The 23,084-nt window shown below is 58.1% G+C and carries 19 protein-coding genes; 8 read left to right on the top strand and 11 right to left on the bottom strand.

Annotated features, from left to right (window positions below):
* Positions 1-78: 78 nt before the first annotated feature.
* Genes N7220_RS17785 through N7220_RS17770 form a run of 4 tightly spaced genes read right to left on the bottom strand, consistent with a single transcriptional unit; the run spans position 79 to position 9,134 of the window.
* Positions 79-1,545 carry an efflux transporter outer membrane subunit gene (locus tag N7220_RS17785; protein ID WP_283148864.1) on the bottom strand — a complete coding sequence of 489 codons (1,467 nt, stop codon included), beginning with the start codon at positions 1,543-1,545 and terminating at the stop codon, positions 79-81.
* A complete protein-coding gene (locus N7220_RS17780) occupies positions 1,546-4,659 on the bottom strand; it encodes a multidrug efflux RND transporter permease subunit (protein WP_283148863.1) in 3,114 nt (1,037 codons plus the stop codon).
* A complete protein-coding gene (locus N7220_RS17775; protein WP_283148862.1) occupies positions 4,659-7,778 on the bottom strand; it encodes an MdtB/MuxB family multidrug efflux RND transporter permease subunit in 3,120 nt (1,039 codons plus the stop codon). The genes N7220_RS17780 and N7220_RS17775 overlap by 1 nt, the downstream gene beginning before the upstream one ends.
* Before the next feature lie 42 nt (positions 7,779-7,820).
* Positions 7,821-9,134, bottom strand: coding sequence for an MdtA/MuxA family multidrug efflux RND transporter periplasmic adaptor subunit (locus tag N7220_RS17770; protein ID WP_283148861.1), 1,314 nt, complete (start codon positions 9,132-9,134; stop codon positions 7,821-7,823).
* Positions 9,135-9,680: 546 nt separating this feature from the next.
* On the opposite strand from N7220_RS17770, the gene N7220_RS17765 reads away from it, so the two are divergent.
* Entirely contained in the window at positions 9,681-11,207 is a 1,527-nt protein-coding gene (locus N7220_RS17765; RefSeq protein WP_283148860.1) for a DUF1800 domain-containing protein, read from the top strand.
* A complete protein-coding gene (locus N7220_RS17760) occupies positions 11,200-12,408 on the top strand; it encodes a DUF1501 domain-containing protein (RefSeq protein WP_283148859.1) in 1,209 nt (402 codons plus the stop codon). Before N7220_RS17765 ends, N7220_RS17760 begins: the two co-directional genes overlap by 8 nt.
* A gap of 284 nt (positions 12,409-12,692) precedes the next feature.
* Here N7220_RS17760 and N7220_RS17755 read toward each other — a convergent pair whose 3' ends face one another.
* A complete protein-coding gene (locus N7220_RS17755; protein ID WP_283148858.1) occupies positions 12,693-13,166 on the bottom strand; it encodes a hypothetical protein in 474 nt (157 codons plus the stop codon).
* 377 nt (positions 13,167-13,543) lie between these two features.
* Between N7220_RS17755 and N7220_RS17750 the strand changes: the two genes are divergently transcribed.
* Together N7220_RS17750 and N7220_RS17745 are read left to right on the top strand one after the other, a co-directional pair.
* A complete protein-coding gene (locus tag N7220_RS17750; RefSeq protein ID WP_283148857.1) occupies positions 13,544-14,191 on the top strand; it encodes an alpha/beta hydrolase in 648 nt (215 codons plus the stop codon).
* Between the two features lie 4 nt (positions 14,192-14,195).
* Positions 14,196-14,858 (top strand): energy-coupling factor ABC transporter permease, encoded by a 663-nt coding sequence (locus N7220_RS17745; RefSeq protein ID WP_283148856.1) that lies wholly within the window; start codon positions 14,196-14,198, stop codon positions 14,856-14,858.
* A gap of 179 nt (positions 14,859-15,037) precedes the next feature.
* On the opposite strand, the gene N7220_RS17740 is transcribed toward N7220_RS17745, so the two are convergent.
* Positions 15,038-15,604 (bottom strand): DUF1415 domain-containing protein, encoded by a 567-nt coding sequence (locus N7220_RS17740; RefSeq protein ID WP_283148855.1) that lies wholly within the window; start codon positions 15,602-15,604, stop codon positions 15,038-15,040.
* A gap of 74 nt (positions 15,605-15,678) precedes the next feature.
* Positions 15,679-16,152 carry a hotdog fold domain-containing protein gene (locus N7220_RS17735; protein WP_283148854.1) on the bottom strand — a complete coding sequence of 158 codons (474 nt, stop codon included), beginning with the start codon at positions 16,150-16,152 and terminating at the stop codon, positions 15,679-15,681.
* A gap of 195 nt (positions 16,153-16,347) precedes the next feature.
* On the opposite strand from N7220_RS17735, the gene N7220_RS17730 reads away from it, so the two are divergent.
* Positions 16,348-17,076 carry an NAD-dependent protein deacylase gene (locus N7220_RS17730; RefSeq protein WP_283148853.1) on the top strand — a complete coding sequence of 243 codons (729 nt, stop codon included), beginning with the start codon at positions 16,348-16,350 and terminating at the stop codon, positions 17,074-17,076.
* A 33-nt stretch (positions 17,077-17,109) separates the two neighbouring features.
* Here N7220_RS17730 and N7220_RS17725 read toward each other — a convergent pair whose 3' ends face one another.
* The 4 genes from N7220_RS17725 to N7220_RS17710 all read right to left on the bottom strand — a co-directional run bounded on the left by N7220_RS17725 (position 17,110) and on the right by N7220_RS17710 (position 20,214).
* Positions 17,110-18,069, bottom strand: a complete 960-nt coding sequence (locus N7220_RS17725) for a quinone oxidoreductase family protein (protein WP_283148852.1) — start codon at positions 18,067-18,069, stop codon at positions 17,110-17,112.
* A gap of 38 nt (positions 18,070-18,107) precedes the next feature.
* Positions 18,108-18,782 (bottom strand): hypothetical protein, encoded by a 675-nt coding sequence (locus N7220_RS17720; RefSeq protein WP_283148851.1) that lies wholly within the window; start codon positions 18,780-18,782, stop codon positions 18,108-18,110.
* A 139-nt stretch (positions 18,783-18,921) separates the two neighbouring features.
* A complete protein-coding gene (locus N7220_RS17715) occupies positions 18,922-19,446 on the bottom strand; it encodes an NUDIX hydrolase (protein WP_283148850.1) in 525 nt (174 codons plus the stop codon).
* Positions 19,447-19,455: 9 nt separating this feature from the next.
* Positions 19,456-20,214, bottom strand: coding sequence for a FadR/GntR family transcriptional regulator (locus N7220_RS17710; protein ID WP_283148849.1), 759 nt, complete (start codon positions 20,212-20,214; stop codon positions 19,456-19,458).
* 242 nt (positions 20,215-20,456) lie between these two features.
* Here N7220_RS17710 and N7220_RS17705 point away from each other — a divergent pair, with 242 nt between their 5' ends.
* From N7220_RS17705 to N7220_RS17695, 3 genes are read left to right on the top strand one after another with little or no spacing between them, the layout of a single operon-like run.
* Positions 20,457-21,116 carry an RraA family protein gene (locus N7220_RS17705; protein ID WP_283148848.1) on the top strand — a complete coding sequence of 220 codons (660 nt, stop codon included), beginning with the start codon at positions 20,457-20,459 and terminating at the stop codon, positions 21,114-21,116.
* Positions 21,103-21,435, top strand: a complete 333-nt coding sequence (locus N7220_RS17700) for a UxaA family hydrolase (RefSeq protein ID WP_283148847.1) — start codon at positions 21,103-21,105, stop codon at positions 21,433-21,435. The genes N7220_RS17705 and N7220_RS17700 overlap by 14 nt, the downstream gene beginning before the upstream one ends.
* Entirely contained in the window at positions 21,419-22,648 is a 1,230-nt protein-coding gene (locus N7220_RS17695) for a UxaA family hydrolase (RefSeq protein WP_283148846.1), read from the top strand. The genes N7220_RS17700 and N7220_RS17695 overlap by 17 nt, the downstream gene beginning before the upstream one ends.
* Positions 22,649-23,084 lie beyond the last annotated feature (436 nt).

The raw sequence follows: 23,084 nt of genomic DNA, 5'->3' as shown, positions 1-23,084 counted from the left end.
GACTTTCGGCCCAGACAAATGAAAAAAGCCTCCAGTTTCGGAGGCTTTTTTGCTGCTACGTTCATGCGTATTGCCGGTTTACTTTGCCGATGCGGTTTGCGTCATTTCAGACGCTTCCCAGCCACCGCCCAATGCTTTGATCAACAACACGTTGGCGGTAAAGCGCCGCTGCCGCACGTTCAGCGCATTGCTTTGCGCGTTCAGCAAAGCAGCCTGCGTCGTCGCCACATTTACATAGGTCGCAGTTCCGGCTTTGTACTGATTGAACGCCAGATCGGCCGAATCTTGCGCCGCATGCACCGTCATTTCCTGGGTTTTGGCTTCGTCTTCCAGAATCCGCAGCGCGGCCAGATTGTCTTCTACTTCCTGCAAGCTACCCAGCACGGTCTGGCGATATTCTGCCACCACCGCGTCGTATTGGGCTTCAGCCTCGTTTTTACCGGCGCGCAGCAAACCGCCTTCAAAGATCGGCTGCGTCAGCCCGGCCCCGAGCGACCAGATCCGGCTGGGCAAATTAAACAGATCGGCAAAGTTATTGCCCTGATAACCACCGGTGGCAGAGAGCGTCAGCGCTGGATACATAGCGGCTGTGGCCACACCGACGTTGGCATTGGCTTGGGCGACGGCACGTTCTGCGGCGGCGATATCCGGGCGACGTTCCAGCAACTGAGAAGGCAAACCGGCCGGGATGCCTGGCAAGTTCGCGGCCAGGGTTTCTTCTGGCAGCGTGAAGTTGGACGGAGCCTTGCCAATCAAAATGGCAATGGCGTGTTCCAGCTGTGCCCGCGAAACGCCCAAGTCAGTCAGTGAAGCCTGCGCCGCATACAACTGCGTTTGCGCCTGCGCCACATCTGCACGTGTCACGATGCCGGCTTTGTACTGGTTCTGCGTCAGATTCAGCGACTTCTGGTAAGCAGCGACGGTCTGTACGTACAACGCCTTTTGCCCATCCAGCACGCGCAGCTGGAAATAATCCTGCGCCAGTGTGGCTTGTGCCGACAACAAAGCCCCAGCCAGATTAGCTGCGCTGGCTTGCGTGCTGGCGTCTTGCGCTTCTACCTGGCGGCGGACCTTACCCCAGATATCCGGTTCCCAGCTGGCATCGAGCACCGTGCCATAGTTGTTCTTGATGGCGGTGCGGTTGGATGTGGTGGCGCCTGCTCCACCGGTACCGCTCACGGTACTGGTGTTGCTCTGGCTGCGACCGGCGGACAGATCCAGCCCGGCCGTGGGCCAGAATGCGGCGCGGGCCACGTCACCAGCGGCCTGGGCCTGCCGATACTGCGCCTCGAACTGCTTCACGTTCTGGTTGCTGATCTGGACTTGTTCCATCAGACCGTTGAGCGTCGGGTCACCGTAGGCTTCCCACCATTTGCCGCGCGGTGTCAGCTCTTGCGGGTTGGCTGGTTTAAAGCCTGCCGCCTCCTTGAACGCGGTACCAGCATCGACCTGGGGCGCGCCTTTGTAGTCAGGGCCAACGGCACAACCAGTCAAGGCGGTGACGATGGCAAGGGTCATCAGGCTGATTTGTCGTTTTCGGTTCATTTAGCGGACTCCTGCTCCACTTTGCGCGTCAAAGGTCGTTTGGGTTTCAGTGCGGCCCATGCGGCGCAAACACCAGAGACGGAAACGATCCAGGTAGAGATACATTACGGGTGTGGTGTACAGCGTCAGTATCTGGCTCACCACCAGACCACCAACGATCGAGATGCCTAACGGCTGACGCAGCTCGGCGCCATCGCCATGTCCCAGCGCCAGCGGAATGGCCCCAAGAATGGCCGCCATGGTGGTCATCATGATCGGCCGAAAGCGCAACATGCAGGCATGAAAGATGGCATCACGCGAACTCATGCCCTGGCGACGCTCTGCATCCAGCGCAAAGTCGATCATCATGATGGCGTTCTTTTTAACGATACCGATCAGCAACAGCACACCAATCAACGCCACGATGGTGAATTCAGTTTTGAACAACATCAGCGCCAACAGTGCCCCGACACCTGCCGAAGGGAGCGTCGACAAGATGGTGATCGGATGCACGTAGCTCTCATACAAGATGCCCAGCACGATATACACCGCCACAATGGCTGACAGAATGAGCCACTTCTGAGAGTCATTGGACTGCTGGAAAGCGGCGGCGCTACCGGCAAAACTGCCGTGTATCGACGACGGTACGCTCAGCCGGTTCATGGTGTCTTCAATGGCCGTCTGCGCTTCAGACAATGACGTTCCCGGGTCCAGATTGAACGAGATCGTCGCCGCCACAAATTCGCCCTGGTGGTTCACTGCCAGCGGCGTAAATGTCGGTGCATAGCTTGCCACGGTCGACAACGGCACCTGCGCCCCAGTCGAGCTGATGATGTAGATATTCTTCAGCGCTTCCGGGCTCTGCCAGTATTGCGGGGCAACTTCCATCACTACGTGGTACTGGTTTAGCGGCTGGTAAATGGTGGAGACCTGGCGCTGGCCGAATGCGTCATTGAGCACCGAATCAACCTGGCTCACCGTCAGCCCCAGCCGCGCAATGGCATCGCGATTGAGCGTCAGCGTGGTCTGCAAACCTTTGTCTTGCTGGTCGGTGTTTACATCTTTGAGAATGTCGACATTGGCCAGCGCATTCTGGATTTTCGGCTGCCATTCGCGCAGCACGGCCAGGTCATCGGCTTGCAAGGTGTATTGATACTGGGCGTTAGAGCTTCGGCCACCCACGCGAATATCCTGGACTGATTGCAAGAACAACTTCGCGCCCGGTTCGTGGGCCAGTTTGTCGCGCAGCCGTGCAATCACCGCATCGGACGAGAGCTTGCGTTCGGCCAATGGCTTGAGCGAGACAAACATGAAACCACTGTTGCGCTGGCCACCGCCGGTATAAGCCACTACCGAATCGACCGCCGGATCGTTTTTTACAATCCGGGTAAAGTCGGCCATTTTCAGGCGCATGGCCTGGAACGAAATACTCTGATCGGCCTGCACGTTGCCGGTAATACGGCCGGTATCTTGCTGCGGGAAGAACCCTTTGGGGATCACCACGTACAGATACACGTTCAGGCAAACGGTGATCAGCAGAATCAGCATGGTCAGCGGGCCGTGCCGCAAAATCCACGTGAGCGAGCGCCGATACCCGTTTTGCATCCCGTTGAAGATGCGTTCGCTCAGGCGATACAAGCGGCCATGTTCTTTGCGCTCGGCGCGCAGCAGGCGCGAACACATCATTGGCGTGGTGGTCAGCGAAACGACCAGTGACACCAGAATGGCCACCGACAGTGTCACCGCAAATTCGCGGAACAACCGCCCGACAATCCCGCCCATCATCAGAATCGGAATAAACACCGCCACCAGCGAAATGCTCATGCTGATAACCGTAAAACCCACCTCGCGCGCACCGGCCATGGCTGCCTGGAACGGTTTCATGCCCTCTTCGATATGCCTGGATACGTTTTCCAGCACCACGATGGCGTCATCCACCACAAAACCGGTGGCGATGGTCAATGCCATCAGCGACAGGTTATTCAGGCTGAATCCGCACAGATACATCGCAGCAAAGGTGGCGATCAATGACACCGGCACGGCCACCGCCGGAATCAATGTCGCGCGACCATTTCGCAGGAATAAAAACACCACCATGATCACCAGCGCTACCGAGATGATCAGCGTGCGCTCCACTTCAGACAGCGAGGCGCGGATGGTCGGCGAGCGATCCATGGCTACGGCGACGTTAATTGCCGCCGGAATTTGCGCCGTCAGGCCCGGCAGTTCAGCATTCACCCGATCCACTGTTTCGATGATGTTAGCGCCAGGCTGCCGCCGTAAAATCAGCAGTACCGAAGGTTTGCCATTGGCCGAACCCGCGTTGCGCACATCCTGCACCGAGTCTTTAACCTCGGCCACATCTGCCAGGCGCACCGCGTTGCCGTTTTTGTAACTGACAATCAGCGGCAAATATTCTTTGGCGGTTTTGGCCTGATCGCTGGCGTAAATCTGCCAGTGCCGATCACCGTCTTCAGTCTGGCCCTTGGGGCGATTGGCGTTGGCGGCTGATAGCGCAGTGCGCACGGTTTCCAGCGACACACCGTACTGGTTCAGCTGCAGCGGATTCAATTCCACCCGTACCGCCGGCAGCGAACTGCCGCCCACGTCCACCTGCCCAACACCATCAATCTGCGACAGCTTTTGCGCCAGGATGGTCGAGGCTGCGTCATACATCTGGCCCTGACTCAGGGTGTCTGAGGTCAGCGCCAGAATCATGATCGGCGCGTCGGCCGGGTTGACTTTGCGATAGGTTGGATTGCTCGGCATGCCGGTCGGCAACAAACTGCGAGCGGCATTGATGGCCGCTTGCACATCGCGCGCCGCACCGTTGATATCGCGATTCAGATCAAACTGCAGCGTCACCCGGGTAGAACCGAGCGAGCTGGAAGACGTCATCTCCGTCACGCCCGCAATGCGGCCCAGCGCACGTTCCAGTGGCGTCGCGACGGTGGCGGCCATGGTATCGGGCGAAGCGCCGGGCAAGCTGGCCGAAACCGAGATCGTCGGGTAATCCACCTGCGGCAGCGGCGACACTGGCAGCAGCAAGAACGACACCGCACCAGCCAGCGCAATGCCAACCGTGAGCAGTGTGGTGGCGACCGGGCGCTTGATGAAAGTAGATGAAAAACTCATCAGCGCACGTCCGTTGACGCGGCGGTGGTGCCGCCATCGCGTTGCGCCTTCCAGTTACGGAAACGCAGGCTGACGCGGTCAAACCACAGGTAAATCACCGGCGTGGTAAACAGCGTGAGCAACTGGCTGACCAGTAAACCACCAACCATGGTTACGCCCAACGGATGGCGCAATTCGGAACCCACGCCCGTGCCCAGCATCAGCGGCAAAGCGCCCAGCAATGCCGCCATGGTCGTCATCAGAATCGGCCGGAAGCGCAGCAAACATGCCTGGTAGATGGCTTCACGCGGCGGCTTGCCTTCGTCACGCTCTGCCTGCAAGGCAAAGTCGATCATCATGATGGCGTTTTTCTTGACGATACCAATCAACAGCACGATACCGATGATGGCAATCACGCTCAGATCAGTGCGCGCCAGCAACAGCGCCAGCAGTGCGCCGATACCAGCCGACGGCAAGGTCGACAGAATGGTGATCGGGTGGATATAGCTCTCGTACAACACGCCCAGCACGATATACATCGTGACAATCGCCGCCAGAATCAGCCACAGCTCGTTGGACAGTGCCGCCCGGAAAGCCAGCGCAGCGCCCTGAAAGCTGGTTTCCACCGCCGCTGGCATGCCGATTTCTTGCTCCGCCTGGTCGATCAGTTTCACCGCTTCACCCAGCGACGCGCCCGGCGCCAGGTTAAACGACACGGTAGACGACGGGAACTGCGACAGATGGTTGATCACCAGAGGGGTGTTTTTCTCCACCACCTTGGCCACCGCCGACAACGGTACTTGCACGCCGTTGGTGCCAGCCACGTGTAGATTCTCCAGCGATTGCGGACCGACAGCCTGTTCAGGCGAGGCTTCCAGAATCACGCGGTACTGGTTGGCCTGGGTGTAGATAGTGGAAATCATGCGCTGGCCGTAGGCACTGTAGAGCGCGTTATCAATCGCCGCTGGGGTAATGCCCAGGCGCCCTGCCGCGTCGCGATCAATATCCACGTACGCCTGCAAACCTTTGTCTTGCAAATCGCTGGTCACGTCCGCCAGTTGCGGCAGCGTGGCCAGTTTGGCTACCAGCTTGGGCGTCCATTCGCTCAGCTGGTTGATGTCCGCAGTTTGCAGCGTGAACTGATACTGCGTACGCGCTACGCGATCTTCAATGGTCAGATCCTGCACCGGCTGCATGAACAGCGAGATACCCTCGACCTTGGCTACTTCCGGCTGCAAGCGGCGAATCACATCGGTAGCAGACGAACTGCGCTGATCGTGCGGCTTCAGGTTGATCAAGAAACGGCCACTGTTGAGCGTGGCGTTAACGCCATCTACCCCGATAAACGACGACAGCGAATCCACATCCGGGTCTTTCAGGATGACATCAGCCAGCGCCTGCTGCCGCTGCGCCATCGCGGTAAACGACACCGATTGCGAAGCGTCCGAGATACCCTGAATCACGCCGGTATCCTGCACCGGGAAGAAACCCTTGGGCACGAACACAAACAGCAACGCAGTCAGCGCAATCGTGCCCACTGCAACGGTCAGCGTCATACGCTGATGGTCCAGCACCCACGTCAGCATCTTGCCGTAGCGGGCAATGACATTATCAAAGAACGCACCCATGCTGTGATAGAAGCGGCTTTGTTTTTCTTCCGGCGTGTGCTTGAGCAAACGCGCGCACATCATCGGCGTGAGCGTGAGTGAGACGACTGCAGAAATAAGGATCGATACCGCCAGGGTAATGGCGAATTCGCGGAACAAGCGCCCCACTACATCGCCCATAAACAGCAGCGGAATCAACACGGCGATCAGCGAAAAAGTCAGCGAGATAATGGTGAAGCCAATTTGCTCGGCGCCCTTGAGCGCGGCCTTCATCGGCTCTTCGCCCTCTTCGATATAACGCGAGATATTTTCGATCATCACGATGGCGTCATCGACCACAAAACCGGTGGCGATAGTCAGCGCCATCAGCGTCAGGTTGTTGATCGAGAACCCGCACATATACATCACGCCAAATGTGCCCACCAAAGACAGCGGCACTGCCACACTCGGGATAATGGTGGCAGGCACGTTGCGCAAGAACACGTAGATGACCAGCACCACCAGCGCAATCGCCAGCAGCAGTTCAAACATGGTGTCCAGCACGGATGCGCGGATGGTCGTGGTACGGTCAGTCAGCACTTGCACCTGCACCGCGCCAGGCAACGTAGCCTGCAACGATGGCAGCAGTTGCTTGATGCTATCGACCACCTGAATGACGTTGGCCCCAGGCTGGCGCTGGATATTCACCAGAATGGCCGGTTTTTCGTTGGCCCAGGCCGCCAGGCGGGTGTTCTCGGAGCCATCGACAATGGTTGCGACATCCGACAAGCGAATCGCTGCGCCATTTTTGTATGCCAGCACCAGGCTGTTGTACTCGGCCGCCGACTTGAGCTGGTCGTTGGCATCAATGGTTGAGGCACGCATCGGGCCATCAAAACTGCCCTTGGCCTGATTGGTATTGGCGTTGCCAATGGCAGTGCGCACGTCCTCGATATTCAGCCCGTACGATGCCAATTGCTGCGGATTCGCCTGAATCCGCACCGCCGGACGTTGCCCGCCGGACAAACTCACCAGACCTACGCCCGGCAATTGCGAAATCTTTTGCGCCAGTCGCGTATCCACCAGGTCTTCGACCTTGGGCAGCGTCATGGTGCCGGAGGTCACTGCCAGCGTCATGATTGGCGTATCGGCCGGATTCACCTTGCTGTAAATCGGCGGCATCGGCAGATCGGTTGGCAACAAATTGCTGGCGGCGTTGATGGCGGCTTGTACTTCCTGTTCGGCTACGTCCAGCCCGATAGCCAGATTGAACTGCAAAGTAATTACCGAGGCACCGCCGGAGTTCACCGACGACATCTGGTTCAGCCCAGGCATCTGCCCGAACTGGCGTTCGAGCGGCGCGGTAATGGATGACGTCGTGACGTCCGGGCTGGCGCCAGGGTACAGCGTGACCACCTGAATGGTCGGGTAGTCGACTTCCGGCAACGCAGAAATCGGCAAAAAGCGCATGGCCACCAGACCGGCCAGCAAGATGGCGACCATCAGCAACGACGTTGCTACTGGCCGCAGAATAAACAGGCGTGAGGGATTCATTTATGGCTCCGGAACAGGGGACGATCAGACCGACTCATCGCCTTATTCCTGGCTCTGCTTGTGTTTCCACGCGCCACTGGCTCGCATGCCATGCGGACCACTACCGCGATGCGCATGCGGCTTTTGCCCTGCCACGCCGCTGGCATTGGGCGAGATCACCTCAACCGGCGAGCCTTCCTTGAGCTTGTCGCCGCCGTCGATCACCACCGTTTCGCCGGGCTTGAGGCCGGACTCCACACCCACGTTGTCTCCATCCACCGGGCCAAGTGTGATGGGGCGGGCCGAGACGGTTTGATCATCGCCCACCACAAATACGAAGGTGCCTGCGGTACCGCGCTGCACGGCGGCACTTGGCAAAATGGTGGCGTCATGGCGCGTTTGCACCAGCAAACGGGCGTTCACAAACTGGTTGGGGAACAGCGAACCATCGGTATTCGGGAACACGGCTTTCAGTTTCACCGTGCCGGTAGTGGTGTCGATCTGGTTATCCAGTGACAGCAATTTACCGCTCGCCAGCTTGATGGTCTGGCCACGATCAAAGGCATCTACCGCCAGCGTCTGGCCATTGTTGACCTGCTGCAACACCGCCGGCAGGTTGGTTTCCGGAATGGTAAACATGACGGAAATCGGCGTGACCTGGTTAATCACCACCAAGCCATTGGTATCCGCCGCATGCACCATATTGCCCGGATCGACCTGGCGCAAACCGATACGGCCGGACGCAGGCGCGGTCACTTTGGTGTACGACAACTGCAACTTGGCGCTATCCACCGCCGCCTGGTCGGCCTTGACCGTGCCTTCGTATTGCTTGACCAGCGCCTGTTGCTGATCAACCTGTTGCTTAGAGATAGATTCTTGCGTCAGCAGCGTCTGATAACGCGCCAGATCTTGTTGGGCACCCAGCAATTGCGCTTGATCGCGCAGCAACTGGCCTTGTGCTTGCGCGACGGTAACGGCAAACGGCGCTGGATCAATCTGCGCCAGCACCTGACCTTCTTTCACTACCTGGCCTTCCGTGAACAACACTTTTTGCAGCAAGCCATCGACCCGCGTGTGCACGATCACGCTATTGGCTGGCGTCACAGTACCCAAGCCAGTGAGATAAACGTTCAGATCACCCGCATGTACTTTGCGCGCCTGCACCGGCATCGGCGCCCCGCCCGCTCCAGCCGCACCCCCGCGACGACCACCGCCAGCCTGGGCCGCAGCGCCTGGCTTGGCGTTATGGATGAAGTACCCGGCACCGGCCACCACCACCACGGCGGCGAGTAGCCACGGCCACACGCGGCGACGGGACTGGGGCTGAAAACTGGAAGCGGAAACTACAGGCGGGTTTTGGTGCTGGTCAGCAGACATGAGGTAATCCAGTGTTATCCGGTGCGGCCCTTCAACGGGCTTTAATAACCACTCGCGCTGCCGTCCGGACTTCTTGTGCCGGTAAAGCGGGCGCTTGTTACTCTGCTTGCAACCCCGGCAACAGCCGGGACGATGGGGCGAGCGGCTCTAAAACGTATGGAACAACGGTGCGAATTGATCAACGCAAGGCAGCGGAGCCAGTTTACGGCGCGACATCCGGCACTAATACCGATGGCGAACGCCAACCTGTTACAGGACTCGCTGCTTACAAGTGTATAGATCACAGCCACGGCCCGAAGTCTGCCGCAAATCGACTTAAGCCAGGGTTAGTCGAAGGTAAAAAATGTGTAAAGGCTGGCTTTCGCATTGTAGAGCAGCTAACGGACAGGCCATTGCGATAAGCGCAGAGCGCGTGCTTTCGCCCGGTGGACTGGCCGCAAGGCTATGTGTGAGCTTGCTTACTGTCCGTTACATGCGGCGGTCATCGTCGGGGCCAGCCAACCGTTGAATGTTTATTGCGATCTCGCAGATCAAGGATACGAACGCATGTTCCGAACCGGCCCTTTTCTTGCTGGCGCGTTGGCGCTGGGCAGCCTGCTCTACAGCTCGGGCACGCTGGCCGATTCGTCGTCAGACTTGCCGCAAGCCGATCTGAACTGGCTGCAACGCGTAACTTGGGGCGCCGACAGCGCCACCGTGGCGCGGTATCGCAAATTGGGCCGCGCGAATTTTCTGGATGATCAACTGCATCCGCATGGTGACCGTGACCTGCCTGCGCCCGTCAAACAGCAAATTGCTGGATTGTGGGTCGACCAGCAAACGCCACTGACGCTGGAAAACAACTGGCGTTATATCAACGACCAACTCAAAACCGCTACCAAAGACGAGCAAAAACAGGCGCTGCAAAAAGCCCGCAATGACTTGGGCAACGATCTGCTGCAAGAAACCATGCAGCGTCATTTGTTGCGTGATCTGTATTCGCCCGACCAATTACAAGAGCGCATGAACTGGTTCTGGCTCAACCATTTCAGTGTTTACGCGGGTAAGAACAACCTGCGTAATCTGATCCCGGATTACGAAGAAACGGCCATTCGCCCGCATGTATTGGGGCATTTTCGCGATTTGTTACTGGCCACCATGACCAACGCCGCCATGCTGGTGTATCTGGATAACGCGCAAAACGCCGTCGGCAAAATCAACGAGAACTACGCCCGCGAGATCATGGAACTGCACACCATGGGCGTGAACAGCGGTTATACCCAGCAAGATGTGCAGGAACTGGCCCGCGTGTTTACCGGCCTGGGCGTCAACTTCAATCCGCAACCGCCCAAGGTCAAACCGGAGTTGGCGGCTTATCTGGTGCGCAACGGCGTGTTTGAATTCAACCCACAGCGGCACGACTTTGGCAGCAAGCAGTTTCTGGGGCAGACCATCGACGGCAAAGGCTTTGCCGAGATCGTACAAGTTGCCGACATTCTGGCCAACCAACCCGCCACCGCCCGTTTTGTCAGCCGCAAGATCGCCACCTATTTCATGGCGCAAACGCCGCCCGAACACGTGGTCGAGCAAATGGCCAAAACCTGGCAACACACGGATGGCGACATTGCCGCCGTCCTCAAAACACTGCTGCAAAGCCGCGAATTCACAGCGTCACTGGGCAAGCAGTTCAAAGACCCGATGGCGTATACGGTATCGGCATTGCGGCTGGCTTATGACGGCCGCCAGATCATCAATCTGAAACCGGAAGTGAACTGGCTCAACAATCTGGGCGAGCCGCTATATGGCCGCCTCACGCCAGACGGCTATCCGCTCACCGCCGAGGCATGGTCCAGCTCGGGCCAGATGGTAAAACGCTTTGAAATTGCCCGGGCCATCGGCTCCGGTAACGCCGGTTTGTTCGACCAACCCGATGGCAGCAAGGGCACCGGCTTTCCGATGCTGAACAACCGCCTTTATTACCAGCTGTTTGATCCGTACGTCTCCGACACCACCCGCAACGCGCTGACGCAAGCCGCCTCCCAGCAAGAATGGAACATGTTGCTGCTGTCATCGCCGGAGTTCATGTATGACTGACGCCATCGCCGATTTCTCCCCCGAACGCCGCCGCGTATTGCAACTGATGGCCTTGGCAGCTGGCGCGACCACATTAAGCTGGTCCGGCAAGCTGTTCGCCGCTGCCAGCAACACCGACACCCGGTTTTTGCTGGTGTTTTTGCGCGGTGGTTACGACGCATCCAGCCTGCTGGTGCCGATCAGCAGCGACGATTACTACAGCGTGCGCCCGAATATCTCGATTGCCAAAACTCAGGCGTTACCGCTATCCACTGACTGGGGTTTGCATCCAGCACTGAAGGATTCGCTCTACCCGTTATGGCAACGCTCCGAAATCGCCTTCATGCCCTTTGCCGGTACCGACGACCTGACCCGCAGCCACTTTGAAACCCAAGACAGTATCGAACTGGGCCAGCCGGTGAGCGGGCACCGTGATTATCAGAGCGGGTTTATCAATCGCCTGGCCGCGCAAATCCAGGGCATACCGGCGATTTCTTTCACTGGCACGCTGCCGATCTGCTGCAGCGGCGGCATCAATATCCCCAACGTGGCTTTGCAAGACGCCAATCACAGCCCGTTTGATGAGCGGCAATCAAAACTGCTGGCTGCCATGTACTCCAACACTGCGCTCGCCCAACAGGTGCACGAAGGCCTGAACCTGCGTCAGGACGTGGCCAAAATGTTGCAAGACGAAATGACCGCCGCCAACCGCGGCGCCGCGTCCAGTACCGCCTTTGAAAATCAGGCCCGCCGGATGGGGAAACTGATGCGCGAACAGTATCGGCTGGGGTTTGTGGATGTCGGCGGCTGGGATACGCACGTCAACCAAGGCAACGCCAATGGTGCACTGGCAACCAATCTCAACAATCTGGGAAAAGGTCTTGCGGCATTTGCGCAGGAAACCGGCGATACGTGGTCAAAAACTGTCGTGGTTGTGGTCTCGGAGTTTGGTCGGACTTTCCGTGAAAACGGCAACAAAGGCACCGACCACGGCCATGGCAGTGTGTATTGGGTAATGGGTGGCGGCATTCGTGGCGGCCAGATCGCTGGCCAGCAAAGTGCGGTGTCGATTGCGACGCTGTTCCAGAATCGGGACTGGCCGGTGTTGAATGATTACCGGAGCATGTTGGGTGGGATGTTCGGACATATGTATGGATTGTCAGGCAAACAGCTGGATGCGGTTTTTCCGGGGGTCCGGGCGGTGGATATGGGGTTGGTTTAGGTTTGTTGGGCGAGGATTTCTGGAGTTAATCTCCCCGGTGCTTTTTATTAGCCGAGCACCAAACGCTTGAGTACCGTCGGCACGGCTATTTACATACCCGGTGGTGACCGGGGACACGTTACTTTTTCTTGCTTCGCCAAGAAAGTGTCCCGGTAAACCGGGATAAATAACCAAAAAGAAGGCGACCCCGAACCGGCTTCCAGCCTGCGGCTGGATACCCGCGCTTTCGCAAGATTGCCCCGGCGGGTCGACGAACTAGCCCGCAAGCGGGCGTCGGACAGGCGTCACCCGAAACCCCGGGTCAATCTCGCTTCGCTTGGCGCCTGACAGGGGAGGAAGAGCACTTCGTCTGTTGGCGAGCGATTGCGATTCAACTCCTCATGCACCTTTGCCTCCACCATTTCGTCATTCCCTCTGGAATGACAAGGTGATTGGTCTGCAAGGGTTTCGTGCTGTTGCTGTTGCTGTTGCTGTTGCTGTTGCTGTTGCTGTTGCTGTTGCTGTTGCTGTTGCTGTTGCTGTTGCTGTTGCTGTTGCTGTTGCTGTTGCTGTTGCTGTTGCTGTTGCTGTTGCTGTTGCTGTTGCTGTTGCAGTGCTGTTGCTTTTAGCTCCCCTCTTCTGGAAGAGGGGCTGGGGGAGATGGCTGCAATATGGAATTCACCATTGCTGTCTGATCCACCCAAAAACCAATCTCCCCTAGCCCCTCTTTGAAAAAGAGGGGAACTGATATTGCTGTTTCTTCCAGAATAATCATCCATGCTTACCACGCCGACCGAGAGCCGGAGACCTTAGGCTCCGGCCGACCGAGGGAACGCAGGATGGGCGTAAAGACCCCAAGCAAACAGACGGTTCGTTTCTGCTTTTGACTTCGGATCCCGTCGGCGCTTGCGCCCGGGTCGCCTTTTTGCTATCCCGCTCTGCGGGACTTTGGTTTCTTTCTTTTGGCGACGCAAAAGAAAGAAACGTGCCCCCGGGCACCCCGGGTATCAAACGCCTTTCACACCGTGCCGAAGGCACTCACGCTTTGGCTTTGGCGGTTGATATTCACCCCAATCCGCAACGGCAGCGTGCACCCGCCCTACATAATCCCCTCCTGCGCTAAAATACTCCCTTCCCCGCCCAACCCACCATCACCATGACCATCCCCCGCAAAGCACCCACCTTCGAACAAATCAACATCACTGGCCCAGCGGGCAACCTGGAATGTCTGCGCCTGGAATCCGCGCAGCCCGAAACACGAGGCATTGCGCTGGTGGCGCATCCCAACCCGCTGGAAGGCGGCACGTTCACCAACAAGATTGTGACGACGGTAGCCAAAACCTTGTCGCGACTGGGATACGTGGCGTACTGCCCCAATTTGCGCGGCGTGGGCAACTCTGAAGGGGAACATACCCGCGGAGTGGAAGAACCCAACGATATGGCGGCGGTGCTGACGCATGCCCGCAGCGAATATCCATACCTGCCCAAAGTGCTGCTGAGCGGGTTCTCGTTTGGTACCTATGTGCAATCGCAGTTTCGCCAGCGCCTGGGTGATGACGAAATTGAAGGCATGATTTTGATCGGCCCATCGGTAACTCGTCAGGCTTTTCCCAACGTGCCCGCCGACACCATCGTTATCCACGGCGAGGAGGACGAAGTGGTGGCATTAGCTGGTGTGTTCGATTGGGCGCGTCCGCAACAATTGCCGATTATTGTGGTGCCAGGTGTCGGGCATTTTTTCCATGGCCGTCTGACGCAACTGGCAGACATCGTGGACAAACAGTGGCGCATTCACCTGGCCTGATGCCATGAACCTGGTCGCCGCGCATTTTCCCGATTCCTGGCTGATTACGGCATGGCTGCTGTGCGCCTGCTTGCTGGCCCGCTCGGCGTGGCAAGTGCCGTGGCTCAAGTTGCCGCAGTCAGAACTGACCTGCTGGTTTGGCGGCACGGTGGCCGTGCTGATTGCCTGGCAAATGAAAGCCAATATCCAGCCCGGACTGGCGTTTCATTTGATCGGCGCCACCGCGTTAACGTTGATCGCTGGACCGGATCGGGCGCGGCTGGGCTTGGCGGTGGCGTTGGGCGGAGATATCTACGATGGGCATGGCGATTGGGCCAGCATGGGTTTGTCGTGGCTGATTGTGGCGGCTGTTCCCACCACGCTCACCTGGCAATTGCTGCGGTTTGCCCAAAAGAAAATGCCCATCAACTACTTCACCTATATCTTCGTCAACAGCTTTGCGGCGGGCGCTTTGTCGATGTGGTGCGTGGGGCTGCTCACCTGCGGCCTGCTGGCGGCCAGCGGTGTGTATGACCTGGGTTTTCTGGTTGACGAACAACTACCCTACTACCTGTTGATGGGCTGGCCGGAAGCCTTTACCAGCGGCATCGTCATGACCTTGCTGGTGGTTTATTTCCCGCAATGGGTCGCTACGTTTGATGACCGGCTTTATTTGAAAGACAAGTAGGCATCCAGGCAACAGCACCAAAGCATCTGCACTTTGCGCCCGCCACACCCGGATACGGCGGGCGCCTCAGGGCGGCCTCCACAGCCAAAATCCAGGGCCTGCGCTGTGTTTCTGCATTGCACCCCCGGATTTTCGTTTCACTTCATCGGGGGTTACGGTTGGTGGTACTCAGGTCACGCTCAATCCGGCTCGTCGGCACTCATCAACTTGCGCCAGCCATCCAGCCCGATCCGGCGCATGGTTTCCTGGTTACGCTCGTAAATGACCGATGCATCGGGAAAAGCCGCCACGGCGCGTTCGATGCTGGCTTCGCGGATCAAATGCAAAGTCGGATACGGCGCGCGGTTGGTGTAGTTCTCGATGTCATCTGCTTCGGTGCCCGCAAACTGATACTGCGGGTGAAAGCTGGCGATCTGGTACTTGCCCTGAAAGCCCATCAGCTTGAGCAAACGGTCGGCCTGGTGCAGAAAATCGTTGTAATCCAGAAAATCGGCAAACGCGGCGGGCAGGATCAGCAAGGTGGTATCTACGTCCGCCGGATCGCTATCGTTCAGCTCCAGCAAAGCCAGCTCCAGGGCTGCTTCGACGCCTTCGGCATCAGTGGCATCGCTAATCACGTAACGAATCTGCTGCTTCACATGCACGCTCTTGGCAAACGGGCACAGGTTCAGACCGATGATGGCGCGGGTGAGCCAGCGTTGCGTTGCTGCAAGGATGGCTTCAGGGGTTTGGGTAGATTCGGTCATGGTGCAAGGCTGGTCGCAAAACGCCATTTTAACGCGAGGCGGCCCGGTTCCGCGCAGTCACATTCCCGTTTGGTTCAGCTCTTTTTTGCCGATACCCACATGGTCACCGTCGCCAGCAGTACCAGTTGCTCATTGCTATCCAGCACTTCCACCTTCACCGGCAAGTCCATCCCTGTGCCCCAATCGGCAGGCGCGGTGACCGTAGCAACGGCGCGCAGATGGGTTTCGGCCTTCTTGAGGTACTCAACAGTCATGCCCTTGGGAATCCAGCGGTGCGTGGCCGGGATGGTGACGTCGGTCATCGTACCAGCTGCCAACTCGGCCATATTGCACATGGCGATGGCATGAACCGTGCCGATATGATTTTGCACTTTGCGCCGTTTCTTGATCGAAACCTGGGCTTTGCCCGGCTCCAGTACATCAAAACGCGGCGAGATCGAACCAAAGTACGGTGCTTTCAGGCACACCAGCCATGAAAACAGCCAGTTGCCCGCAGGCAGTCTGGAACAGCGTTGCCACATCTGCAGCAGTGCGGGAGAACGGGCCATGGGTATTCCGGGTTGAGGTTGAACAAGGCTGAACGAGCCGGGCTGCCCGCAGCATCACATGAGGCATACCTGCAAACCAATTGGGGGCCGGCCTTAGCGCAGCGTTTTAAACTGCCAGTCAAGCCGCCGGATTGCCCCACACCATATCGCCCGCTTTGGCTAAACTGCCACTTTAGCCCACGCCTGTTGACTGCCATGGACAACCTCTCCCGCCTTGCCACGTTGATCGCCAACGCCAACCATATTGCCGTGCTGTCCGGGGCGGGAATGAGTACCGAGTCGGGCATTCCGGATTTTCGCTCGGCCAACGGTTTGTTCACACAGAACCGCAGCTTTGCCGACGTGGTGTCGATCGATTACTTCTACGCTGACCCTGCCGGGTTCTGGGATGCATTTCGCGAGATTTTTAAGCTGAAACTGGCTGGCCAATATTCGCCTAACGCCGGGCATGAGTTTCTGGCGTGGCTGGAAGAACAAGGCAAACGGATCAGCGTGCTGACCCAGAATATCGACGGCCTGCATCACAAAGCCGGCAGCCGCGAAGTACTTGAAATGCACGGCACCTTGATGGGCGCCACCTGCCTGAACTGCCAGACCACGCACGATCTGGCTTATGTGCAGGCAAATCCGCTACCGCTTTGCCGCGAATGCAATGCCGCGCTCAAGCCGGATGTGGTGCTTTACGGCGAAGCGGTACCATTGATCGACCCGGCGTTTGATCTGGCCGTTAACGCCGATTTACTGCTGGTCATGGGTTCTTCGCTGGAGGTTGGCCCGGTCAATCTGATTCCGGTTGAGGCCGCCCGCGCGGGCGTGCCCTGCGGCTTGATCAACCTGAGCGACACGCGACTGGACCGGTTTTTTGATGTGATTGTTCAAGCGGGAATTGGCGAGACTTGCCAGCGGGTGAAAGCACTGTTGTGAGGGCGAATCGCAACAACAATCCGCCCCGCCCGCTTAAGGAATAAGCAGTATCTTGCCAGTGCTTTTACGGCTTTCCAGCAGTTGATGTGCAGCAGCGCCATCTTGCAGCGCAACTACTGCGGGCGGACTTACCTTGATCTTGCCACTGCCAATCCACTCAAACAGCCGGGCGGCGCGTTGTGTGCGTTCGGTGTAACTGGTCAGCACGTTCCACAAATCTCCGCCGGTGAGGGTCTGCGAAGTATCCATCAACATGCGCGGATCAATCGGCGCGGGGTCTGCACCAGCCATGCCAAAGAACACCACAGTGCCGCGTTTACGGGTGGCGGCAAAGCTTTGCATCAGCGTCGACCCGACCGACTCATAAGCCACGTTTACGCCGCCGCACAGTGCCAGCACTTGCTGCGGCCAGTCATCCTTATAAAGCAAGACATTGCTGGCACCCAGCGCCTGCACCACGGCGGCTTTGTCGGGCGATGAAGTCAGGCCGATCACCGAACCGCCCAAGGCAATAATCATTTGCGTCAGCAATTGCCCCACGCCACCCGCTGCCGCATGAACCAGCGCCACGTCGCCTGGTTTTACCGGATAGCCGTCGCTCACCAGATACTGCGCAGTCAGCCCTTGCAACAGCACAGACGCCGCCAGTTCAAAGCCGGTGCCTTCGGGTAAAGGAATCGCCTTGTCTTGCGGCACCGCCACCAATTCGGCGTTGGCATGTGGCACATCGGCAAAGCCAATGCGCTGGCCAATCTGCAGCCCTTGCACGTTTTTGCCGCGAGCAACCACCACACCGGCGCCTTCATAACCCAGGATATAAGGCGGCTGGCCAGCGAGATGGTAATTGCCTTTACGGCGATAGATATCTGCAAAATTCAGGCCGATGGCTTTCATCTGCACGATCACTTCATCGTCTTGTGCTACCGGATCGGCAATCTCCCGGTACTGCAAAACCTCCGGGCCACCAAATTGTTCAAACACCAGGGCTTTCATGCTGTTTTGTCCTGATTAACGCTACGGTCGCAAACGACTCAGAGCACTGCGGATGGCGGGGCAACCTCACCCAGTAAACGCGTCTGCACGCCAGGCAAGCGTTGCTGCAAAGCGGCCTTGACCCGCGGCAAATGCGACAAGCCAATCACCACGCAAATGCTGCCCGGCTGGTGCACTTTGGCCTGGACAAAATCAGCGATATTGGCATCGATCTGCAGTACGCGTTTGCGATAGAAAGCCGCCAGCGGGGCAAAGCGACCGGTGCACCAATTGTAGAAATTGATCCACCGTCCCGCCACGGCCACCGCATTGGGCTGATTCATGATGAACAAATCATCATCGCGCAGAAACGGTTCCAGCTCAGCATTGAAAGCGCTGTAAAACTCGCGCCCGGCGGGAGCGAGATCATCGCCGCCCAAATCCGCCGACAACGCCTGTTGTTCATCCATGTGGCCAGGCGGAATCGCTTTGCCAACAATGGCATCGCCTAACCAGTCGAAACCGTGAGCGATATTGCGGAACTGTTGCGCCAGCAGGATCATTTCCGGCCCGTAAAACGGCGCCAGCATTGCGGAATCTTGCTGGATGTCTTCCTGGCGCATTTCGAGCAACAGATGATCTGGCTGGAGCTGTTGCAGCACGCCACACAGTTGACGGAACATCAAGCTGTCGGCCTGCTGCATGTGATTGGTGCCAATCAAAAGAACCTGCATGATCTGCTCTCGCTCATCGCCAATGACAAAGCAGTGAGTTTGTCAGGTGGCCAACCAGGCTGTCTGCGGACAATTGCCACCACACCGGTTCACCAGGCCCGCTCATCACACTTGATTCAAAGACCGGCCAACAGTTGCTTCAAACTTGCTGCAGCGCCAGCAGTACCTGCTCTTGCAGCAATGGCGCCATGGGCACCGGCCAAGGCCCATTAAGTGGCAACCAGCGATATTCTTCAATTTCTGCCGCCAACTGAATATCACCGACGATTTCCCCGTTGTAAACCTGCGCCTGCACCAGGCGCCCCGACTCATTGGCGGCAGCACTGGCAAACTCGCCCACGTAGTGCAAGGTATCGGTGAGCACCAAACAACCCAGTTCTTCCTGCACTTCACGGCTGACGCAGGCAACGGCGGTTTCACCGCTTTCCGGCTTGCCGCCGGGCAACATGAAGCGCGTGGTGCCGCGTTTGCGCACACACAGCAATTGCTGGTGGCGAATCACCGCGAGAGTGACGACGTAAATCGGTTGCGAGGTAGTAGCAGGCAAAGCGGACATCAGCGTGACGGGTCGGGCGACCAGAAAATCGACAAGAAGCCGCAGCATAGCGCGAGTAAAACGGCGCTGCATCTGTTCAGCAGTCCCGGCGCTGATGCGCCAGTTCATCCATCCGGACTAAGCTTGTTCTTCAGTCTTGCTGCCCGATAATCCGCGCAAAAAAGCTTTGCGCACATCACTCAAATGCCGCCGCATGGCCGAGCGCGCTGCCGTGCTGTCGCGGCTGATAATGGCATCTAGAATCCGCCGGTGATCCTGGCTGGTGTCTTCAAACAGCCGGTGCGTCACAAAGTGATCTTCAAACCGGGCAAATACCGGGCTGCCGCGCTGATCCCACAATTGCTCGGTGAGATGCACCAGCGCCTGGTTGCCGCTCATCTCGGCAATCTTCATATGAAACCGACGATCGGCAGGCTGAATGTGGTGCAAACGGCGATGTTCGTCCGCCAGTTCCACCAGATATTGCTCCAGCAAATTGATATCCGATTGGGTGGCGCGCTTGGCAGCGAGCGCGGCGGATTCAGATTCCACCAGGATACGGGCCTCCAGCAACTCCAGCGGACCCACATCTGGCCAGCCGTTTTGTTGCACCGCTTCCAGCGCTTTGTTGTTCTCCGCCGAGGCCCCAGTCTGAACCGTTTTCTCCAGCACGGTCACGCCGTTTCCCACCTTGACGGTGACACGCCCTTCTACCTCCAGCGCGATCAGCGCTTCACGCACCGAGGCCCGGCTCACGCCCAGTTGTTGCGCCAGTTCACGCTCGGCTGGCAGCAGGCTGCCCGGCGGAAACTGGCCGCTATCAATATGGCGTCCGATCAATTCGGCGATCTGGCGATACAGTCTTCTGGATTCAATCTGCGGCAGGCGATGCGCCATATTCCACTCGCTTGGGTTTGCTGTTTTTTGTTGTCAAATCATTGCGATGCAGCATTTTGTAGTCATTAAAAAATCGCCACAAAACGCTTGACATCCGCCCACCATGCTACCTAATCTTTGGTTCAATGGTCAGACCAATAGACCTTCGAGCCAAGTATACAACGGGTGTAGTTGATTTACTGCAAACAGGCAAATCGACCGCAACTTCCAGCAGCTGGTGCAACAACCGGAGATACCGCGCAGTGACCACGCAGCAGCCTGATCCACTCAGCCAGCGCCTCGCCGCCTGTTATACCGGCGTGCTGCATGACGTCATGCGTGCCGCCGGGATGCGCAACTTTGTGTTGCCGCGGCAGATACACCCACTGGATGCCACCACGCGCCTGGCCGGGCCGGTGTTTACCGTTGAAGGTCAGCCTACCCCGGCCCCGGCGCATGACACGCTGCTGGCATGGACCAACCTGTTATCCCGTGCGCCAAGTGGCCATGTGCTGGTGATCCAGCCTAACGATCATCACGCGGCGTTCATGGGCGAGTTATCTGCCGAGACGCTGCAATACAAAGGACTGACTGGCGCGCTGGTCGATGGTGGTTGCCGTGACACCGCGTTCATTCTGGAGCTGGGATTCCCGGTGTGGTGCCGTCACACCACGCCGGTCGATGTAGTTGGTTACTGGCTGCCGGAACAATTCGGCCAACCGGTCGTTATTGGCGAGGTCACGCTGCATACCGGCGATTACCTGTGCGCGGATCGTGACGGGGCGATTGTGTTACCCGGCGCGCTGGCGGACGAAATCGTGCGCGAGGCGGAAACCGCCATCGGCAAAGAAAACAAAGTGCGAACGGCCATTCTGGCGGGTGTCGATCCACAAGAGGCGTATCTGCAACATGGCAAATTCTGAAACTTTGCTGACCGATCGCCGCTTGTTGCTGATCGGGCCTCAAGACAATTGTCTGATTGTCTGCGCGCCCTTGGCAGCGGGCGAAACAGTATTGGTGGAAAGCGTCACCGTACGCATTCCGCATGCAATTGCCATCGGCCACAAACTGGCCCGGCATAACATCGCCCAAGGCGAAAAAATACTTCGCTACGGCGCCATCATTGGCAGCGCCACTCAAGGCATTGCGCGCGGTGAACATATCCACACGCACAATCTGACCAGCGATTATTTGCCCACTTACACGCTCGAAGAGGGGCACAGCTATGTCCACCAACACTGAAACCGCCCTGCCTGCGCTCAAAGGCTGGCCGCGCAGCGATGGCCGCAAAGGCATCCGCAATGTGGTGGCGGTGGCCTATCTGGTGGAGTGCGCGCACTTTGTCGCCAGCGAAATCGTCCAACATTTTCGCGGGCAAGAAGTGCATTTGATTGGCTTTCCTGGCTGTTATCCCAATGGCTACGCCGACAAGATCATGCGCCAGTTGGGTACGCACCCTAACGTCGGTGCGGTGTTGCTGGTGTCGCTCGGTTGCGAGAGCTTTGACAAGCGCGGGCTGGATAGCCACATCGCCGCCAGCGATCGCCCGGTGCATACGCTCACCATTCAGGAAAAAGGCGGCACCCGCAGCACCATCGCGCAAGGCGTGGAGTGGGTGCAATGGGCACTTGATCAACTCAACACGCAAGACCAGGTGCCGATGGCCTGGGACGAACTGGTGGTTGCCACCATTTGCGGTGGCTCGGACGGTACCAGCGGCATTACCGCCAACCCGGCTGTCGGGCGCGCTTTCGATACGCTGATTGCCAATGGCTCGGCCTGTATTTTTGAAGAAACCGGCGAACTGGTCGGCTGTGAATTTCACATGCAGCGCCGCGCCGCCACGCCGGAACTGGGCAACGAAATCGTCAACGCCGTTGCCAAAGCCGCCAAATATTACGCCACGCTCGGCCACGGCAGCTTTGCGCCGGGCAATGCCGACGGCGGCCTGACCACGCAAGAAGAAAAATCGCTCGGCGCGTATGCCAAGAGTGGCGATTCGCCCATCGCTGGCCTGATCAAACCGGGCGATGTACCACCTACCGGCGGCTTGTATCTGCTGGATGTGGTGCCCGATGGCGAAGTGCGCTTTGGCTTCCCGAATATCTCCGACAACGCCGAGATCGTGGAACTGATCGCCTGCGGCGCGCATATCACGCTGTTCACCACGGGCCGTGGCTCAGTGGTGGGTTCAGCGGTCTCGCCGGTGATCAAGATTTGCGCCAATCCGCAGACCTACGAGCGGCTGGCAGAAGACATGGATATCAACGCCGGGCGCTTGCTCAATGGCGAAGCCACACTGGATGAACTGGGTGGCGAGATTGTTGATCTGGTAGGCCGGGTGGCTAACGGCGAAGCCAGCAAGTCCGAATCGCTGGGCCATCAGGAATTCATTCTGACCTACAAAAGTTTTGAGCCAATCGGGCCGTCATGTTTACCGATCCGGCGGGTGTGATCGTGTAGCCCGGATGGAACGAAGTGGGAATCCGGGAGCATGGTCGGCCAAAGCGAAGACCATTGGCCGGTTGATGCATTGCAATCCCGGATTCTCGCTAGCGTTTATGCCGAGCATAGGCCTTCATCCGGGCTACGGGGCTACGAATAGACGGGTCTGGGTTTGCAAATGGTGGATTGGCTACGCCGAATCCAGCCTACGGCCCGATGTTTTTTGGTGGACAAACAAAGCAACTGAACACGCCGACCGAGAGCCGGAGACCTTAGGCTCCGGCCGACCGAGGGAACGCAGGATGCGCGTAAAGGTGCCCGGCAAACAAACGGTTCGTTTCGGCTTTTGATCTGGGCCCCTTGCGGCAGCGGGGTGCCCCTTGGGGGTACCCCCCCAATGATGCGAAGTTAACGGGGAGTGGGTTGCAGCGGGGTCGCCTTCTTTT

Origin of the sequence: Silvimonas soli (assembly GCF_030035605.1) — a bacterium.
Taxonomy (GTDB): Bacteria; Pseudomonadota; Gammaproteobacteria; order Burkholderiales; family Chitinibacteraceae; genus Silvimonas; species Silvimonas soli.
This window is presented reverse-complemented; position numbering and strand designations above follow the sequence as displayed.

Excerpts from the sequence above, each read along its gene's own strand:
- N7220_RS17785 (WP_283148864.1), bottom strand. The coding sequence starts at position 1,545 with ATGAACCGAAAACGACAAATCAGCCTGATGACCCTTGCCATCGTCACC.
- N7220_RS17780 (WP_283148863.1), bottom strand. The coding sequence starts at position 4,659 with ATGAGTTTTTCATCTACTTTCATCAAGCGCCCGGTCGCCACCACACTG.
- N7220_RS17775 (WP_283148862.1), bottom strand. The coding sequence starts at position 7,778 with ATGAATCCCTCACGCCTGTTTATTCTGCGGCCAGTAGCAACGTCGTTG.
- N7220_RS17770 (WP_283148861.1), bottom strand. The coding sequence starts at position 9,134 with ATGTCTGCTGACCAGCACCAAAACCCGCCTGTAGTTTCCGCTTCCAGT.
- N7220_RS17765 (WP_283148860.1), top strand. The coding sequence starts at position 9,681 with ATGTTCCGAACCGGCCCTTTTCTTGCTGGCGCGTTGGCGCTGGGCAGC.
- N7220_RS17760 (WP_283148859.1), top strand. The coding sequence starts at position 11,200 with ATGACTGACGCCATCGCCGATTTCTCCCCCGAACGCCGCCGCGTATTG.
- N7220_RS17755 (WP_283148858.1), bottom strand. The coding sequence starts at position 13,166 with ATGGATGATTATTCTGGAAGAAACAGCAATATCAGTTCCCCTCTTTTT.
- N7220_RS17750 (WP_283148857.1), top strand. The coding sequence starts at position 13,544 with ATGACCATCCCCCGCAAAGCACCCACCTTCGAACAAATCAACATCACT.
- N7220_RS17745 (WP_283148856.1), top strand. The coding sequence starts at position 14,196 with ATGAACCTGGTCGCCGCGCATTTTCCCGATTCCTGGCTGATTACGGCA.
- N7220_RS17740 (WP_283148855.1), bottom strand. The coding sequence starts at position 15,604 with ATGACCGAATCTACCCAAACCCCTGAAGCCATCCTTGCAGCAACGCAA.
- N7220_RS17735 (WP_283148854.1), bottom strand. The coding sequence starts at position 16,152 with ATGGCCCGTTCTCCCGCACTGCTGCAGATGTGGCAACGCTGTTCCAGA.
- N7220_RS17730 (WP_283148853.1), top strand. The coding sequence starts at position 16,348 with ATGGACAACCTCTCCCGCCTTGCCACGTTGATCGCCAACGCCAACCAT.
- N7220_RS17725 (WP_283148852.1), bottom strand. The coding sequence starts at position 18,069 with ATGAAAGCCCTGGTGTTTGAACAATTTGGTGGCCCGGAGGTTTTGCAG.
- N7220_RS17720 (WP_283148851.1), bottom strand. The coding sequence starts at position 18,782 with ATGCAGGTTCTTTTGATTGGCACCAATCACATGCAGCAGGCCGACAGC.
- N7220_RS17715 (WP_283148850.1), bottom strand. The coding sequence starts at position 19,446 with ATGAACTGGCGCATCAGCGCCGGGACTGCTGAACAGATGCAGCGCCGT.
- N7220_RS17710 (WP_283148849.1), bottom strand. The coding sequence starts at position 20,214 with ATGGCGCATCGCCTGCCGCAGATTGAATCCAGAAGACTGTATCGCCAG.
- N7220_RS17700 (WP_283148847.1), top strand. The coding sequence starts at position 21,103 with ATGGCAAATTCTGAAACTTTGCTGACCGATCGCCGCTTGTTGCTGATC.
- N7220_RS17695 (WP_283148846.1), top strand. The coding sequence starts at position 21,419 with ATGTCCACCAACACTGAAACCGCCCTGCCTGCGCTCAAAGGCTGGCCG.